This is a genomic window from Bradyrhizobium sp. 87 (genome assembly GCF_023073015.1).
Lineage (GTDB): Bacteria > Pseudomonadota > Alphaproteobacteria > Rhizobiales > Xanthobacteraceae > Bradyrhizobium > Bradyrhizobium canariense_D.
Map to the genome: position 1 here is coordinate 158479 of NZ_JADPIQ010000007.1, position 16360 is coordinate 174838.

Consider the following 16360-nt stretch of genomic DNA (forward strand, 5'->3'; position numbering starts at 1 on the left):
TCGCGGGCGGGCGCGGCACCTGTTTTTACCCCCGCAAGATCGCCAGCGCCAGCGCCTGTGCGCGCGGCACGATGCTGTCGAGCTCGAGATATTCCTCCGGCGAGTGCGCGAGCCCGCCGACCGGGCCGAGCCCGCAGATGGTCGGTGTCCCGACCGCGGCGGTGAAGCCGGAATCGGCGCAGCCGCCGGAGAACTCGCCCTGGAGCGTGGTGAGGCCGGCCTGCCTTGCGGCGGCCTGATAGTTCTCGAACAGCGCCCTTGAATCGGCGCTCTGTACCACCGGCACGAACTCGCCTTTGACCGTCAGCGTCGCGCTGGTGCCAGGAACGTAGGACGTCGCGATGATGGTCTCGATCGCGGCCATCACCCTCGCGCGGTCCGCCGGATCGACGTAGCGCAGGTCGATCTGTCCTTCGGCGTAAGGCGCCGTCGTGTTGACGGACTGCCCGCCCGAGAGGAGGCCGACATTGAGCGTGATGCCCTTGTCGAGATCAGTCAGCGCGTGGATATGGACGATCTTGTGCGCGAGCTCGCCGATCGCGCTGACGCCGGCGGCGAAATTGGCGCCGGAATGCGCGGCTTTGCCGGTGATCGCGACATGCATGAAGATGCCGCCCTTGCGCCCCGTGACGATATTGCCGGTCGGGCGGCCCGGCTCGGAATTGAACACGGCGCGCGCGGCGCGCCCTTCGCGCTCGATCACCGGCCGCGAGGAGGGCGAGCCGATCTCCTCGTCCGAGGTGATCAGCAGCTTGATCGGGTGCGGGTTGCCGCCGAATTTGTGGAACGCGGTTGCGACGAATATGTTCATGACGACGCCGGACTTCATGTCGGCAACACCAGGACCATAGGCGCGCTTGTCTTGAATCGTGAACGGACGCCGCGCGGCCTCGCCCTTGCCGAACACGGTGTCGCGATGTCCCATCAACAGCACCGGCTTCTCGTTGCTGCCGGGCTTTGCGACTTCGGCATGGATGGCATCGCCGAATGTGGCATGGCTTTCGCGCCGGAACGGAATGCCATGCTCGGCGAAATGCCGCTCGAACCGCGCCCCGACCGCATCGACGCCTTCCTTGTCATACGACCCGGAATCGATGTTCACGACATCGCGCAGCAGGTCGATCATCGCCTGCCGCTGCGTCGCCAGCCAGTCCGTGATTTGAGCTTGAGACATGTTGACCCTCGCGTGGTTCTCACGCGGGTTATAGGGCCTAGCGCCGGTGTGACCTAGTCGGAGAACGCGGTGCGGCCATGTCGCCGGTCCACGGAATTGGACGCACCGTGCCTTCCACGTCGTCCCGGCTTTCGCCAGAACGAAGTTGAGCGTGTGGCAACCGGCTAACGCCTCGGCTCCGCCATCGCTTCCACGCCGCGAAGCTGCGTGGCGACGGTCAGCGCGCCGATCTTCCGGCCCATCTCCTTGCCGATCTCGGTCGAGAACCGATAGTGAAAGCCGGCCCAGATACGGGCGTTGGAGACTTCGTCGCTATAGTCCTGGAGCCGCGTCCATTTGCGGGTGACGCCTGGTGCCGTGGGGCTGGTCACCGAGAACTCGCCGAAATCTCCAACGATGGTCTGGAGCACGGTCGAAATCGCTGCCGACGTAATGCAGTGAGCACAGGGATATTCCGGATGCATCGGCGTGTCCCCCAGCGGCAGCCAGGATGCGTCGCGAGGCGTCGCTGCGTTCGATGTCAGGTCGGCGTTGCGTATGGCCGTGATCGGCCGCCAGAAATTGTAGTGGTACTTCGCGTCGAAAACGGCGACGAAGGCGTCGTTGCCGGCAATTGAGGTCAGCGCGTACAGCCGGGCGCAGTCGACGAGATCCATGCCCTTGGCCGTTGCCGCCTGCCTCACGATCGGATTGTAGGTGCGGGCACCGACAAAGAACCAAAATCGACCGACCGTGGTTTGCTCGGGCGTCCGGATCACACTTGTTCGGCTGCCGACCTCGCGGATTTCGTTGACGTCCCGGGTCCACAGCTCTGAACCGAGCGCCGGCGGCGGGCCGCGGCGATACTGAGATCCGGACGTCATGACCCAGGGCGTCGTCGCGCCCGCGATCGAGAACAGCGGGACGGTCGTCGGAACGTAGGCACCCGCCGTTGTCAGGGGCCGGTAAGTTTCAAGGGCGGCGCTGCCATCGTTCTCACGAAGCGCGATGATCTGCATCGCGGCCTCCTTGCCGAGGCCGATGCCCGCGATCTTGGACTCGCCGTCGGCGATCGGCACCAGAGAACTCGTCAGCGCCGCATCCAGCTCCGGCTTGAGGTCCGGATAGAGCGACAGCAGCACGTCGTGAGCCGCAACTGCGGCCGCAGCTTCCCGCGACGTCGAACGATCCGCGGATAGGGCAAGCTTGTAAGGCGCGTACCGGCGATCGATCGCGTTGACCGCCTCGAACATCGCGACGTGCATCATAGACAAGGCACGGCTGTGGGGCGCTGGAAGGATTTGCTTTTCAGTGGCGATCGCGTCGGCCTTTGCATTCCAATCCATGATCACGTCGGCGCGCGCAAGCGGCGCCGACGCTGCGAGCAGCGTTACAATCAATGAGAGGCGGAAGATGGTCCACGACGAGTTCTTCATGGGATGCCCTTCGATGTAAAGGACGTTTCGCGAGACCAATGCGGCTCTGCCCGACATCACGTCGCGCGGCTCGAGGACTTTAACCATCTTGTTGTGGTTTGATTGTGAACTGCTTCACGCGGCGGAAGAGTAGCTCCGAATGGGTCGGCGTGGCTTACCGTTCGCACTGAGTAATGGATCCTGACTTTCGCCGGAAGCCACGGATTGTGGTGACTGCTTTGCGTTCTTCTCAAAGAAAAATGCCCGGGACCAGCCCGGGCATTCGTTTCTCTCAGTCAGCGTAGAGCGCCTACGCCCCCACCATCGGCATGCGTGGATATTCACCCGGCGTTCCCGCTGGCGTGATCGGAATGCCGCCGTCGGAATATTCGTTGAGCTTGTTGCGCAGCGTACGGATCGAGATGCCCAGGATATTGGCGGCATGGGTCCGGTTGCCGAGGCAGTGCTTCAGCGTCTCCAGGATCAGGTCACGCTCGACGTCGGCGACGGTGCGGCCAACCAGGGCCCGCGTCACCTGCTCGGCGGCCATGGTGGCATGGGCCACGGCCGGCACGGTTTTGGCGAGGTCGAGGCGGTCGCCGTCGGGCGTGAGGATCGCATCGGCGCCGATCTCGTCGCCCTGCGCCATCAGGACTGACCGGTGCATGGTGTTTTCGAGTTCGCGGACGTTGCCCTGCCAGCGGTTGGTGGACAGCACCCGGCGCGCTTCCGCCGAGATCGGGCGCATCGGCACGCCATTGGCTTCGGCGTATTTCTTCACGAAGTGCTGGGCGAGCTCGAGAATGTCGGCGGGACGCTCGCGCAGCGGCGGGATCTTCAGGTTCACGACGTTGAGCCGGAACAAGAGGTCCTCGCGGAACGTGCCCTCGCGCACCGCGTCCACCAGGTTGCGGTTCGAGGTCGCGATGATGCGGATGTCCACCGGGACGGGCTTGGTGCCGCCGACACGGTCGATCACGCGCTCCTGGATGGCGCGGAGCAGTTTCGATTGCAGGCGGACGTCCATCTCCGAGATTTCGTCGAGCAGCAGCGTGCCGCCGGTTGCCTCCTCGAACTTGCCGATGCGGCGGGCGATCGCGCCGGTGAAGGCACCCTTCTCGTGGCCGAACAGCTCGGACTCCAGCAGATGCTCGGGGATCGCGGCGCAGTTGATCGAGATGAACGGGCGCTTGGCGCGGGCCGAGCGGGTGTGGACGTAGCGAGCCAGCACTTCCTTGCCTGTCCCGGATTCGCCGGTGATCATCACCGAAGCGTCCGAGCCTGCGATCTGCTGGGCGAGCTTGATCACCTTGGCCATCGCCTCGTCGCGATAGACCAGCTCGCGGGAATCGTTGGCGACGGCAGCCAGCACCGCCGCGATCAGTTCCGGGTCCGGCGGCAGCGGGATGTATTCCTTGGCGCCGGCGTGGATCGCGGCGACCGCGGCGCGGGCGTCGTTGGTGATGCCGCAGGCGACGATCGGCGCGTGGATGTGCTCGGCCTCGAGCCGCATCACGAGATCGCGGATGTCGAGGGCGACGTCGACCAGCAGCAGGTCGGCACCCTTGCCGCCGCGCAGCACGCGCATTGCCTGTTCGTTATCCTCGGCGTGGGTCACGGTGGCGCCGTTCGCCATCGCGATCTTGGTGGCGGTGGTGAGCTGGCCCTTCAATGTGCCAACGATGAGAAGCCGCATATCAGTCTCCTGTCCGTCTGGACGCGCTGCCGCGCGTCGTCGCTTTAGGCGCGTTCAGTCTTGATGATTTCGGTCATGGTCACGCCGAGCTTGTCCTCGACCAGGACCACTTCGCCGCGGGCGACCAGCTTGTTGTTGACATAGATGTCGATGGCCTCGCCGACGCGCCGGTCGAGCTCGAGCACGGTCCCGGGTCCGAGCTTCAACAGCTCGCTGACGTCCATCTTGGAGCGGCCGAGCACGGCCGAGACCTGCACCGGAACGTCGAACACGGCCTCGAGGTCGGAGGCGGCGCGCGTCGCGTATTCGTCCTCGTTGTAGCCGACGTCGGTGCCGGTAGGCGGCATCGGGCCGTTGAGATCGGGCAGCGGGACCTGTCCGTCAGTGTCGCTCATGGCTTAACTCCCCCTGCGGGACGCAACATAGCGTCCCACCATTTCGTCGATCTTGGCCGTGATGGCGGCGCGCTCCAGCACGACGCCGCCATCGGCCCATTCGATCCGGCAGTCGCCGGTGGCAATCTCGGGTTCGGCCAGAATCACCAGCCGGCCTTCGAAGCCGTTCTGCCTAGCCAGGCGCTCGATGTTCTCGCGCGCGGAATCGTAGAGCGCGTCGTTGATGCGGACGACGAGATGCGGCGTCGCGACCAGATGCGAGAAGCAGTCCTTGACCAGCGCGACGATCTCGCCGAGCGGCTCGGCGGCGACCAGATCGGCGCACAGCTTGCGCGCCACCGCGACCGCGACGTCGACCGCCTCGGTTTCCATCTTGGATTCGATGTTGCCGATGCCCGAAGCGATGCCGCGGATGGCGATGTTGATCTCTTCCATGGCGAGCGCGACACGGCGGTCGCTCTCGGCCTTGGCCTCGCGCTGGCCGGCGGCGAAGCCGTCCTGATAGGCGCGCGCCTCGGCTTCCGCGACCTTCTGGGCGATCTCGGCCGCGGTGGCGGCCTTCTCGCGCGTCCGGTCGGGCGCTGCAAAGTCGTTGTCGAACAGGAATTTTGCCGGAGCGGCCATCAATACACCAGCTCGTCGTCGGCGCGGTTCTTGGTCAGCATGATCTCGCCCTTGGCGGCGAGATCCTTGGCGAGGTTGACCAGCAGCGCCTGAGCCTCGTCGACGTCGCGCAGGCGGACCGGGCCCATCGCCGCCATGTCGTCCTGGAGCATTTTTGCCGCACGCGAGGACATGTTGCCGAAGAAGAAGTTGCGGACGTCCTCGTTGGCGCTCTTGAGCGCGACGCCGAGCTTGTCCTTGTCGACGTTGCGCATCAGGGTCTGGGCGGAGCCGGAATCCAGCTTCACGAGGTCGTCGAAGGTAAACATCAGCGCCTTGATCCGCTCGGCCGATTCGCGGTTGTCCTCTTCCAGCGAGGTGATGAAGCGCGTTTCGGTCTGGCGGTCGAAATTGTTGAAGATTTCCGCCATCACCTCGTGGGCGTCGCGTCGGCGGGTCTGTGACAAATTGGACATGAATTCGGTGCGCAGCGTCTTCTCCACGCTCTCGATCACCTCCTTCTGCACCGCCTCCATCTTCAGCATGCGGTTGACGACGTCGAGCGCCAGGTCCTCCGGGAAGATGCCGAGCACGCGCGCGGCGTGTTCCGGCTTCAGCTTCGACAGCACCACCGCGATGGTCTGCGGATATTCGTTCTTGAGATAGTTGGCGAGCACCTCTTCCTGCACGTTGGAGAGCTTCTCCCACATGTTGCGGCCGGCGGGGCCGCGGATTTCGTCCATGATGCCGTTGACGCGCTCGGGGGCCAGGTATTGCTGGAGCAGCCGTTCGGTGGCGTCGAAATTGCCCATCAGCGCGCCGGAGGCCGACATCCGCGAGACGAATTCGAGCAGCATGTCCTCCACGGTGTCGACCTCGACAGTGCCGAGCGTCGACATTTCCAGGGAGAGCTGGCGCACCTCGTCGTCGTCGAGCAGCGACCAGATCTTGCCGCCATATTGCTCGCCGAGCGCCAGCATCAGGATCGCGGCGCGCTTCGGCCCCGCCACCGCTTCGGTCTTCGCGCCTCCGCGGCTGCCCGCACGCTGACCGAGCGTGGAGATCACGCTGGTGATGTCGTTGGAATTGGCGTTTTGCAGGGCGGCGGCCATATCAGATCACTTCTCGATTATTTCGTGGGTTCGGTCAGCCATTGGCGGATGATGGCGACGGTCTCGTTGGGATTGCGCTCGGCGAGTTCGCCGACGCGATGGACGGATTGGGCATGGACCTGGCCCTGGACCGTGGCGACGTCGATCGCGCTCGCGGCGCCGCTCGGCAAGAGCGCCTGGCTGGCAGGAGCGGCCTCGTCGCTCGCCGGACCGGTGAGGGCGCCGGAGATGGCGGCTGCGACTTCGTCGGATGCCAGGATGCGCTTGACCAGCGGCCGGACCACCAGGAACAGCACGACCAGGCCGAGCAGCATCATCACGCCGAGCTCGACGAAGTACATGACGTCGTCCTTGGTGAACTGGAGCATGCCGAGTAAGCCGCTCGGCTCGGCGATCGGGGGGGTGGAGGGGGCATCGGCAAAGCGCAGATTGACCACCTCGACCTGATCGCCGCGCTTCTGGTCGAAGCCGATCGCCGAGCGCACCAGCGTGGCGATGCGGTCGAGCTGCTCCTTGGTGCGGTCCTGGTAGGCCAGATCGCCCTTCTCGTTCTTGGAGTAGATGCCGTCGACCAGCACCGCGACCGAGATGCGGTTGACCCGGCCGGCCTCGGTCACCTCGGTCTTGGTGGTGCGGGAGATCTCGTAATTGTTGGTCTCTTCGCTCTTCTTGCTCTGGTCCTTGGCCGCAACGCCGCCGTTCTGCTGGTTGCCCGGCAATTCGTTGTTGACGGTGACCTGGCCGTTGTTGTCGGCGGTCATGCTCTGCTCTTCGCGGGTCTGGCTCGAGCGCAGCACGCGGCCTTCGGGATCGTACTTGTCCGAGGTCTGGGTGACCTTGTTGAAGTCGAAATCGGCGGAGAGCTGGACCCGGGCGCGTCCCGTCCCCACCACGGAGGAGACGATGTCCTCGACCTGCTTGCGCATCCGCTTCTCGAAGGCGGTGCGGCGCTCGTCGCCGATCTGCTGGTCCGGATCGGTCTGGGCGCCGTCGGCGAGCAGCTGCCCGGTCTCGTCGACGATCGAGACCCGCTGCGGCTTCAGCCCGTTCACGGCCGAGGCGACGAGGTGGCGGATGGCGCGGATCTGCTGGGCTTCCAGCGCGCCGCGGACCCGCACCACGATCGAGGCCGACGGCTCCGGCGCCTCGCGCGAGAACAGCGGGCGCTCGGGCAGCACCAGATGGACGCGGGCGGCCTGGATGCGGTCGATGGCGCGGATGGTGCGGGCGAGCTCGCCTTCCAGCGCGCGGAGATGGTTGATGTTCTGGACGAAAGAGGTGGTGCCGAGCGCATCCGACTTGTCGAACACCTCGTAGCCGACGCCGCCGCCCTTGGGCAGGCCGCCCTCGGCGAGCTTCATCCGCAGCCGGGTGACCTTGTCCTTGGGCACCATGATGATGGTGCCCTCGTTGCGCAGCTCGAACTGGATGCCCTGACGCTCCAGGTCCTTGATGATGCCCGAGGAGTCCTCGACGCTGAGGTCGGTGAACAGCGTCGTCATCTGCGGCGTGGTGACGCGCATGATGACGAACGCGAAAAAGCCGACGAGCGCGGCGGTGACCGCGATCATCGCCCCGAACCGGGCGGCTCCGATACCCTTCAGAAAGTCCGCAAGACCTTGCAAGCAACCGCCCCGACAGATTCGGCTGCTTTCACAGGAAAGGCCGACTGGGCAATTATTGCCTAGGTGATGGTTTCGATATGGTTAACGAAGGTTAAGAGCTGCGACAAAAGTCGCGCCAAAACGAAGCATGAAAAAAATCGGCCTCGCAAGACGAGGCCGATTTTCGTCAAAAGCCGCAGATTTCCGGATTGCCTACTGGCGATATTGTTGGATACGGGTGGTGCGAAGTCCCGCCAGACCATGCTGGTCGATCGAAAACTGCCAGGAGAGGAATTCGTCAACCGTCAGCGTGTAACGGCTGCAGGCCTCCTCGAGGGAGAGAAGACCGCCACGAACTGCGGCGACGACCTCGGCCTTGCGGCGGATGACCCAGCGTTTGGTGCCGGGTGCAGGCAGATCCGCAATCGTCAACGGACTACCGTCCGGCCCGATGACGTATTTTACCCTCGGGCGATGGGGTTCTGTCATGGCGTACTCACAAACTCTCAACCACTGAACTCACTCAGGAACCCTACGCGCGCCGGCTTAAAAATCCGCTAAGCCTAAGGCTTCAATACAATTCTCGTTGAAAATGGCTGGAACGCAGCCGACTCGGCCGGCGGGACGGTGCGTCCAGGCGGGCCGAAGGGGGTGTTCGTAAATACTTTACTAACGAACGAGGCCTGCGCGCGGCGCTGCAAGACCCCAATTGTCGTCCTGGCGAAAGCCAGGACCCATTACCCCAGGGAGGAGTCGCTACGACGACTCGGGGTTACGAACCAAAGCGACTTTCGGTGGCAATGGGTCTGGCTTCGCCAGGACGACACCGTTATCCAGGGGCATTCCGCCTTTAATTGCTGGCCGTCGCGATGATGCTCTTGACCTGGCTCAGCGTGTAGCTGGCGCCGTCGATGGTCAGCAGCGGCGGCGACTGGGTCAGGTCGACGGATGACACCGTGCCCTGCACCTGCGCAGCGATGCCGACATTGTTGTTGGCGACATCCTTGCCCGTGGCCGAGATCGTGTACTTGCCGTCGGGCCATTGCGTGCCGTCATTGCCCTGGCCGTTCCAGGTGAACGGAACGTCGGTGCCGGCGCCGGCGGTGTATTTGCCGGTGAACACGGTCTGGCCGCTGGCATTGGCGATGGTGATGTCGACCGTGGCGTCGCTCGGCACGTTGAGATGCCAGGTCGCCGACGAATTCGTCATGGTCCCGGTGGTGCCGTCGACCAGGGCGGTCTTGCCGACGAAGCCCAGCGCCTGGGTCGCCTGCGTGGTCTGCTGCAGGGTGACGAGCTGGGACAGCGAGTCGTTGGTCTTGAGCTGCTGCTCGACCCCGGCGAACTGCACCAGCTGCTGGGTGAACTGGTTGGTGTCGAGCGGATCGAGCGGGTTCTGGTTCTGCAGCTGCGTCGTCAGCAGCGTCAGGAAGGTCTGGAAGTTGCCGGCGAGCGTCGCGCCGGTGGTCGAGCCCAGGCTTGGGTTCGACGAGGATTTCGGCAGGTCGGTCGTGCCCGAGACGACGGACGGGGCGGTGGCGGCATTCGTGGTGGTCATGATCGAATACTCCTCACACTCTGATGTCGACGCCGCTGCTCGATCCGAGCATGCGGCCGTAGCTGCGCCCGACCGGGGCCGCGGGAACTGCGTCCTCGTCGCTGACGATCAGCCGGCGGGCATTGCCGCCATTGTCGTTGTTCTGGCCGGAGTTCTGGCCCGATGAATTCTGGTCGCGCAGACTGAAGGACAGCCCGTTGCTGCCGGTCTTCAGGCCGGCATCGTCGAGCGCGCGCTGCAATTGCGGCGCGTCCTGCCGCAGCATCTGCAGCGTCTCCGGCTTCTCGACGGTGAGATGCGAGGTGACCTGTCCGTTGCGGTCGACATTGATGCGGACGTCGATGCGGCCGAGGTCGAGCGGATCGAGGCTGATGTCGAACCGGGTCTTGCCCGCGCGTGCGGCGGCGGCAATTTCGATCGGCACGCCTGTGATCGGAATGGCCGTATTGGTGGCTGCGGTCGCCGTGAGCGTCGCGGTCGATGCGGTCGCGGCCGAAGTCGTATTGGTCAGCGACGCCTGCACGGCCGAGGCCGCCTGCGCGCCGGTGTCGGTGGTGGAGACAGCGGCCTGCGTGCCCGCATGGGCATGCGGTGCTGCCGTCGCCGGTGCCGCATCGGCGGTGCGGTCGGAAGTCCCAGCCTTGGCGTCGGTCGCGTTCGCGTCGATCGGCGGCTTGTCGGCGTGCGGATGCGCCGCGTTGGCGGACGCTGCCGTCGCCGAGGTCTGCGCGGCGTTGGCCTTGCCGGTGTCCTGGCCGATATTGGAGACGTCGCTGGCGCCTTGCGCAGTGACTGCGGCCTTGAACGAGGTTTTTGGCGTGCCCTGGTCGACGGCGGCGATCAGGCCGCCATTGGTCTTGGCATCGGCCGCGGTCGAATCGGTGGTCCCGGTCGCGGCATCGGCCAGCACCGCCGAGGTGTCGGCATCGACCTTGGCGCTTGCGGTCTTGGCGCTCTTGTCGCCCGGCGTCGCGGTATCGGTCTTGGTGCCGGCGATCTGCGCTGCGATGGATGCGCTGGCGGCGATGCCGGCGGCGGCAATCGTCAGCGGCGAGGCGGCGGCGCCGGCGACTTGGTTTGCAGCCGCGTTGGAATCGACCGGCACGGCGACCACGAGTGCATTCGGATCGGGTACGGCGGCCTGCGTCGCGTCGACTTGCGCGGCGGCGGCGGTATCGACGGCGGCGAGGCCATCGATGCCGCCGGCCTTGTCCGCATTGGTCTCGTCGGACTTGTCCGCAGATTTGTCGGCCGATTTGGCGTCGGACGCCTCCGGCTTGTCCTTGGACTTGCTATCAGCCTTGGCCGCATCAGCCGTCGAGTCGTTCTTGGCGTCGCTCTTGGCGTCGTTCTTGATGTCGTTTTTGGCGGGCGCGGAATTGTCGGCGTCGTCGCTGGCCTTGCTCTGCGAGGACTGGTCGGTCGCCGAGCGATCGCGCGGGCTCTTGTCCGAGGCGGAGGACGATGAATCGGGTCGGCGCGGGGAGTCCTGCACGGAGGACGCCGCGCTATCGCTGATCGCCTGGGTGTTGCTGTCCACCAGCGAGCCAAAGGAGTCGTTGGACGTGTCTTTCGGCGCTTGCGACCGGGCAAGCTTTTGCTGCGCGCTTGGGACTTGCACGCTTGCCACGACATCTGACGTACGACCGACCACAGGCAACCCCTTGGAAACATCTTCGCCATGAGAGGTAGCAAGGAGCGGGCCACCTCTGCGAAAAGCATTTTACGCAGTTAAATCAATGGCTTGATAAATTGACCTCGCCGCTGCGGGGCCTCCGAAGCCCCGCCATTTCTGCCTCCCCGGCAAGAATTGCCGTAAACCTTGGGGGGTCCGTGATTGCTTCACCGGAAGGCCGCCTATATTAAAGAGACAGCTCTCAACCGCTTTCGACCGGGCAGGCCGCGCCCTTCGGGAACTCTCGGTTCCCGGGGATTGCCTTTGTCCCGCCGGAAGCACCCAGCGGATCGCCCAACACTGCCGTCCACAACGCTTTAAGGCCCATGCTCAACAGTCTGGATCTCGAAGGCCGTCCTGAGGATACCAGGGTCGTCGTTGCCATGTCAGGCGGCGTCGATTCATCAACGACGGCTGCGCTTTTGAAGGCGGAAGGCTACGACGTTGTCGGCATCACGCTGCAGCTCTACGACCATGGCGCGGCGACCCATCGCAAGGGCGCCTGCTGCGCCGGCCAGGACATTCATGACGCCCGCGACGTCGCGGCCAAGCTCGGCATTCCCCATTACGTGCTCGACTACGAGGACCGCTTTCGCGAATCCGTCATCGACAATTTCGCCGACAGCTACGCGCTCGGCGAGACGCCGGTGCCGTGCATCGAGTGCAACCGCTCGGTCAAGTTCCGCGACCTCTTGAAGACCGCGCGCGAACTCGGCGCCACCGCGCTCGCCACCGGTCATTACGTCGCCTCGCGCCGCCGCGCCGACGGCTCGCGCGCGCTGGTGTGTGCCGCCGACGCCGATCGCGACCAGAGCTACTTCCTGTTCGCGACCACGCAGGAGCAGCTCGATTATCTGCGCTTTCCGCTCGGCGACATGACCAAGCCCGAGACGCGCGAGCTGGCGCGGCGCTTCGGTCTTGCCGTCGCCGACAAGAACGACAGCCAGGACATCTGCTTCGTGCCGACCGGGCGCTACACCGACATCATCACCCGCCTGCGGCCGAACGCGATGGACCCCGGCGACATCGTCGATCTCGACGGCCGCGTGCTCGGCCGGCACAACGGCATCGCCAATTTCACCATCGGCCAGCGCCGCGGCCTCGGCATCGCAGCCGCCGCGCCGCTGTTCGTGGTGCGGCTGGAGGCCGCCAACCGCCGCGTCGTCGTCGGCCCGCGCGAGGCGCTGAAGATGCACCGCATCGTGTTGCGCGACGTCAACTGGATCGGCGATGGCGACATCGACCGCGCCATCGGCAATGGCCTCGAAATGTTCGTGCGCGTGCGCTCGACCCGCGCGCCCCAGCCGGCGTGGCTGCGCGGCGCGAACGGCCATTACGAGGTCGAGCTCGTCGCCGGCGAAGAGGGCGTTTCGCCGGGACAGGCCTGCGTGTTCTACGACGCACCTGGCGGCCAGGCCCGCGTGCTCGGCGGCGGCTTCATTCAAAGCGCCGCCGCGAAGGCCGCAAGCAGCACGACGAGGCCGCTCGCAGAAGCGGTCCGCGGCTAAGCGCATGATCCGGAAAAGTGTGCAGCGGTTTTCCGAACAGATCATGCGCAAAATAAGAATCTAGGCAGGGCAGGGGGCATGGCAGCAGACATCTCGCGGGCCGGGGTCGAGAAGGCCTATGGCCGCTGGGCGCCGGTCTATGATCTCGTGTTCGGCAAGGTGTTCGACGCCGGCCGGCAGTCGACCATCGCCGAGGCCGATCGCATCGGCGGCCGCATCCTCGACGTCGGCGTCGGCACCGGGCTGTCGCTCTCCGACTATGCGCGCACCACGAAGATTTGCGGGGTCGACATCTCCGAGCCGATGCTGCGCAAGGCGCAATCGCGCGTGCGCGCGATGCGCTTGAGCAATGTCGAAGTACTCTCGGTGATGGACGCGAAGAACCTCGCCTTCCCCGAAAACTTCTTCGACGCGGTGGTCGCACAATACGTCATCACCGCGGTGCCCGATCCCGAAGGCACGCTCGACGAGTTCATGCGCGTCTTGAAGCCCGGCGGCGAGCTGATCCTGGTCAACCACATCGGGGCCGAAAAAGGTTTGCGCAAACTCTCCGAGCTCGCGTTTGCGCCGCTCGCCCGCCGCCTCGGCTGGCGCCCGGAATTTCCATGGCAGCGCCTGGTCGACTGGGCCGCAAAACACGGCGGCGTTACGCTGGCCGAGCGCCGCCCGATGCCGCCGATGGGCCACTTTTCGCTGATCCGCTACCTCAAATCGTGATCGGGGGTGCGGAACACGCGGGCTGACCCGCGCGTTTCCCTCCCATGCGCACGACATCAAACATCATTCTGGCCAGCCTCCTGATCGCCGCCTCCGGCAGCGCGATCGCGCAGGCTCCGCCCGCCCCGGCAACGCCGCCGCAAGCGACCGCGCCGCCATCCCCGCAGCATGCGACCAATTGCACGCCGCAGGACCGCCCGAACCGCTCGGCCGACGGCACCACCACCGGCCAGTCCCGGGAACCGCTCGGCGACAAATTGGCAAAATCGGACGGCGTGCTCTGCCCGCCCTCCGGCGTCGATCCCGAGATGCACGCCCCGGCGCCCAGCACGAACGGCGCCATGCCCGTCATCCCGCCCCCCGGCAGCCCCGGCGGCGACCCGACGGTGCGGCCGAAATAGCTCGTCGCGCCGAAGCCTTGGCGTAGGCGGAGCCTGTTCCGCATCCCAATCTCGTCGTCATGCCCGGGCTCGTCCCGGGCATCCACGTTCTTGTGGCCGGCCGGGATGGCCGGGACCAGCCCGGCCATGACGGATTCAGCGCCAAAAGGCCCAAATCCCCCGCCGACATGTCCCGCCGAAGCTTTAGCGAAGGCGGAAGCCTTGGCGAAGCTGGAAGCTTTGCCAAACTCGGATTGACAGCCCGCCGCCCCCTTCCTTATATGCCGCGCGTTCGCGAGGTCGGCTTGTTTCGGCCCTCGCGACCCTGTGGCGGGGTAGCTCAGCTGGTTAGAGCACGGGAATCATAATCCTGGGGTCGGGGGTTCGAGTCCCTCTCCCGCTACCAACGTTCCCCCCGACATAGCCATGTTTGGAAAGAGGGCCGGATTGCCGCACAACGCGGCGAGGCGGCCCTTGATGTCGATCCGCACACTCCGGTCATCCTCAGCGTTGGCTTTGGTCCCGATGCCGCCCGGCCGGCTCGGGCTGGCATGCACGATAATCGCCGTCACCAGCTCGCGGATGGTTGCAAACTCGGTCGGCGTGCCGCGCTTGAACTCGTCGGCTAGTTCCACAACAGCGCGCTTGTAGCGGTCGAGCGCCTTGGGGTGCAGGGCGATCACATTGTCGCTTTCCTTGGCGCTTTCGAGCCCGGCCATGACCTTGGCCTTCTCGGCCTCAAGCTCCTGCATCCGGGCGACGAACTGTTCTGGCGGCATGCCCGTGATCACGATGGAGTCAACGATACGCTTCATCTCGCGCTCGATCTCGCCGAGCCGCCGTTCCAGTCGGTAGCGTTCTGTGCTCGCCTCTTTCTTGAGCCGCTTGCGCTCGGCGTTATAGGCGTCGACAAATTCGGTGATCACCTCGGGATGCATGAGGTGCTGGCGGAGCCCCTTTATGGCGAGCGCCTCGATGTCGTCGAGATAAACGCGCCGACCATTTCCGCACGATCCGCTCTCCCTATGGGTTGAGCACTGCAAGCGGAGACCTTTCGCGTCGCTGCCGATTGACGCCATGCCGCCGCCGCACGAACTGCACCTGATCAAACCAGAAAAGACCCGCTTCGGCGCGCGCGCCTTTTGCGCGGTCGCCGGTGTGGCGTCACGGCGGCGCTCAGACTTGACAGTTTGCGCGCGCCTGAATGTCGCGTCATCAATGATGCGCAGATGCGGCGCCTCGACGATTTTGTATTGATCCTTTGGGTTAGGACGCGAGAGACGCTTGCGCGTCAGGGGGTCCTTGATCATGCGGACCTTGTTCCAGATGATCCGGCCGGCATACAGATCGTTCAGGATCAGCCCGCCGCCGCGCGACACGTTGCCGTTAATCGTTGATGCGTTCCATTGGCGCCCACGCGGCGGCCGCACACCGCGCTTGTTGAGATCGTTCGCGATCATGCGCGGCCTCTTGCCCGAGATGTAATCGGCGAAAATCTGGCGCACGATCTCGGCTTCCTGCTCGACGATCTCCAACTCGCCCGGCTTGCCCCGCACCGCGCGATAGCCATAGGCTCGGCCGCCTGCGTGCCGGCCATCGCGGATCACCCCCTCAAGTCCGCGCCGCGTGTGGATCACGAGATTTTCGATGAACATCTCGCTCATCAGCGCACGCAACGCGCCATCGAGCTTGCCGACCTTGCCGGACACGGTGTGCAGTGACACGCCAAGGTGATCGAGATGCTTACGGGCAACGTGATAGTCGGCCTGATCGCGAAAAACGCGATCTAAATCCTCGGCGACAATGACGTCGAATAGCCGTGCCTCGGCGGCGTGCATCAGGGCTTGGAAGCCGGGGCGGTTGATCGCGCCGGTGCCTGAGATGGCCCGATCCTCAAACGTCGAGATCACCGCCATGCCCTCGCGACTGCAAAGGTCGCGGCACGATGCAACTTGATCGTCGATCGACTTGTCGCTTTGCAGGTCGGAGGAGAAGCGGGCGTAAATGGCGGCGCGGATCATCGTCTTCGCTCGTCACAGGTTGGATGCTTGGCGGGCCTTGATCTCGGCCTGATGATCCTCTCGTGCCAGCCGTTTGGCAAGCTCCCGCACATAGCGGAGAATAGCCTCGTCGGGCCGATCCAGCGGTATTATAGCAGTCATGCTGCCGTCAGACGCAGTCGCGGCCGGCGCCCGCAACGGGCGATCCAGCGTCAACGACTCATCATCCTGATGATTGCGCTCCACCAGGAAGCATCAAGCAAAGTGCACTGCTTCGCACAACTGACTTATCCAACAGCACGTCGCCTTATGACGACGTGCTGTTGGATAACTCACTTCTCAAATCGCGAATTAGGTCTAGCTAAGATGCGTCCTGAGGTAACAGGGCGCACGTCCATATGAATTGGCGTGCTTACTCTAGAAACAGGAGCACGACCATGTCAGTTCGCAAGCTGTTGTTATTTCCTGAACTGCACGACCACGGCGTTCCCTTCGGTCGCCGGTACATCGATCGTCTCGAAGCTGAGGGAAAATTCCCGAGACG

The 16360-nt window shown here is 64.8% G+C and carries 15 protein-coding genes and 1 tRNA gene; 4 read left to right on the forward strand and 12 right to left on the reverse strand.

Annotated features, from left to right (window positions below; translation table 11 throughout):
• Positions 1-25: 25 nt before the first annotated feature.
• The 10 genes from IVB50_RS01885 to IVB50_RS01930 all read right to left on the reverse strand — a co-directional run bounded on the left by IVB50_RS01885 (position 26) and on the right by IVB50_RS01930 (position 11190).
• Positions 26-1174 carry a M20 family metallopeptidase gene (locus IVB50_RS01885; protein WP_247294077.1) on the reverse strand — a complete coding sequence of 383 codons (1149 nt, stop codon included), beginning with the start codon at positions 1172-1174 and terminating at the stop codon, positions 26-28.
• A 164-nt stretch (positions 1175-1338) separates the two neighbouring features.
• On the reverse strand, positions 1339-2589 hold the full coding sequence (locus IVB50_RS01890; protein ID WP_247294079.1) for a vanadium-dependent haloperoxidase: 1251 nt from the start codon (positions 2587-2589) through the stop codon (positions 1339-1341).
• A gap of 289 nt (positions 2590-2878) precedes the next feature.
• Positions 2879-4264 (reverse strand): sigma-54 dependent transcriptional regulator, encoded by a 1386-nt coding sequence (locus IVB50_RS01895; RefSeq protein ID WP_026232617.1) that lies wholly within the window; start codon positions 4262-4264, stop codon positions 2879-2881.
• 44 nt (positions 4265-4308) lie between these two features.
• Positions 4309-4659: a flagellar motor switch protein FliN gene (fliN, locus tag IVB50_RS01900; RefSeq protein ID WP_247294081.1), complete on the reverse strand. Its 351-nt coding sequence runs from the start codon at positions 4657-4659 to the stop codon at positions 4309-4311.
• Between the two features lie 3 nt (positions 4660-4662).
• Entirely contained in the window at positions 4663-5283 is a 621-nt protein-coding gene (locus tag IVB50_RS01905; RefSeq protein ID WP_018453885.1) for a FliH/SctL family protein, read from the reverse strand.
• A complete protein-coding gene (fliG, locus tag IVB50_RS01910; RefSeq protein ID WP_018453886.1) occupies positions 5283-6374 on the reverse strand; it encodes a flagellar motor switch protein FliG in 1092 nt (363 codons plus the stop codon). Before fliG ends, IVB50_RS01905 begins: the two co-directional genes overlap by 1 nt.
• Positions 6375-6391: 17 nt before the next feature.
• Positions 6392-7999 carry a flagellar basal-body MS-ring/collar protein FliF gene (fliF, locus tag IVB50_RS01915; protein ID WP_085349194.1) on the reverse strand — a complete coding sequence of 536 codons (1608 nt, stop codon included), beginning with the start codon at positions 7997-7999 and terminating at the stop codon, positions 6392-6394.
• A gap of 192 nt (positions 8000-8191) precedes the next feature.
• Positions 8192-8467 carry a DUF1153 domain-containing protein gene (locus IVB50_RS01920; RefSeq protein ID WP_002714638.1) on the reverse strand — a complete coding sequence of 92 codons (276 nt, stop codon included), beginning with the start codon at positions 8465-8467 and terminating at the stop codon, positions 8192-8194.
• A 361-nt stretch (positions 8468-8828) separates the two neighbouring features.
• A complete protein-coding gene (locus IVB50_RS01925) occupies positions 8829-9536 on the reverse strand; it encodes a flagellar hook capping FlgD N-terminal domain-containing protein (protein ID WP_018453889.1) in 708 nt (235 codons plus the stop codon).
• 13 nt (positions 9537-9549) lie between these two features.
• The gene (locus IVB50_RS01930) at positions 9550-11190 is read right to left on the reverse strand and encodes a flagellar hook-length control protein FliK (protein ID WP_247294083.1); all 1641 of its coding nucleotides are present in this window, start codon (positions 11188-11190) and stop codon (positions 9550-9552) included.
• A gap of 347 nt (positions 11191-11537) precedes the next feature.
• Here IVB50_RS01930 and mnmA point away from each other — a divergent pair, with 347 nt between their 5' ends.
• The 4 genes from mnmA (at position 11538) to IVB50_RS01950 (ending at position 14222) form a co-directional block, all read left to right on the forward strand.
• Complete coding sequence (mnmA, locus tag IVB50_RS01935; protein ID WP_247294085.1) at positions 11538-12719, forward strand: tRNA 2-thiouridine(34) synthase MnmA; 1182 nt, start codon at positions 11538-11540, stop codon at positions 12717-12719.
• 78 nt (positions 12720-12797) lie between these two features.
• A complete protein-coding gene (locus IVB50_RS01940) occupies positions 12798-13436 on the forward strand; it encodes a class I SAM-dependent methyltransferase (RefSeq protein ID WP_018453892.1) in 639 nt (212 codons plus the stop codon).
• A 44-nt stretch (positions 13437-13480) separates the two neighbouring features.
• Positions 13481-13837: a hypothetical protein gene (locus IVB50_RS01945; protein WP_063994841.1), complete on the forward strand. Its 357-nt coding sequence runs from the start codon at positions 13481-13483 to the stop codon at positions 13835-13837.
• Between the two features lie 308 nt (positions 13838-14145).
• Positions 14146-14222 (forward strand) — tRNA-Met (locus IVB50_RS01950).
• Here the strand turns inward: IVB50_RS01950 and IVB50_RS01955 are convergent.
• Positions 14179-15837, reverse strand: a complete 1659-nt coding sequence (locus IVB50_RS01955; protein ID WP_247294107.1) for a recombinase family protein — start codon at positions 15835-15837, stop codon at positions 14179-14181. The two genes, IVB50_RS01950 and IVB50_RS01955, sit on opposite strands and share 44 nt — an antisense overlap.
• Before the next feature lie 12 nt (positions 15838-15849).
• Positions 15850-16062 (reverse strand): hypothetical protein, encoded by a 213-nt coding sequence (locus tag IVB50_RS01960; RefSeq protein WP_247294087.1) that lies wholly within the window; start codon positions 16060-16062, stop codon positions 15850-15852.
• Positions 16063-16360 lie beyond the last annotated feature (298 nt).

Coding starts and splice junctions, on each gene's coding strand:
- IVB50_RS01885 (WP_247294077.1), bottom strand. CDS start 1,174: ATGTCTCAAGCTCAAATCACGGACTGGCTGGCGACGCAGCGGCAGGCG.
- IVB50_RS01890 (WP_247294079.1), bottom strand. CDS start 2,589: ATGAAGAACTCGTCGTGGACCATCTTCCGCCTCTCATTGATTGTAACG.
- IVB50_RS01895 (WP_026232617.1), bottom strand. CDS start 4,264: ATGCGGCTTCTCATCGTTGGCACATTGAAGGGCCAGCTCACCACCGCC.
- fliN (WP_247294081.1), bottom strand. CDS start 4,659: ATGAGCGACACTGACGGACAGGTCCCGCTGCCCGATCTCAACGGCCCG.
- IVB50_RS01905 (WP_018453885.1), bottom strand. CDS start 5,283: ATGGCCGCTCCGGCAAAATTCCTGTTCGACAACGACTTTGCAGCGCCC.
- fliG (WP_018453886.1), bottom strand. CDS start 6,374: ATGGCCGCCGCCCTGCAAAACGCCAATTCCAACGACATCACCAGCGTG.
- IVB50_RS01920 (WP_002714638.1), bottom strand. CDS start 8,467: ATGACAGAACCCCATCGCCCGAGGGTAAAATACGTCATCGGGCCGGAC.
- IVB50_RS01925 (WP_018453889.1), bottom strand. CDS start 9,536: ATGACCACCACGAATGCCGCCACCGCCCCGTCCGTCGTCTCGGGCACG.
- mnmA (WP_247294085.1), top strand. CDS start 11,538: ATGCTCAACAGTCTGGATCTCGAAGGCCGTCCTGAGGATACCAGGGTC.
- IVB50_RS01940 (WP_018453892.1), top strand. CDS start 12,798: ATGGCAGCAGACATCTCGCGGGCCGGGGTCGAGAAGGCCTATGGCCGC.
- IVB50_RS01945 (WP_063994841.1), top strand. CDS start 13,481: ATGCGCACGACATCAAACATCATTCTGGCCAGCCTCCTGATCGCCGCC.
- IVB50_RS01955 (WP_247294107.1), bottom strand. CDS start 15,837: ATGATCCGCGCCGCCATTTACGCCCGCTTCTCCTCCGACCTGCAAAGC.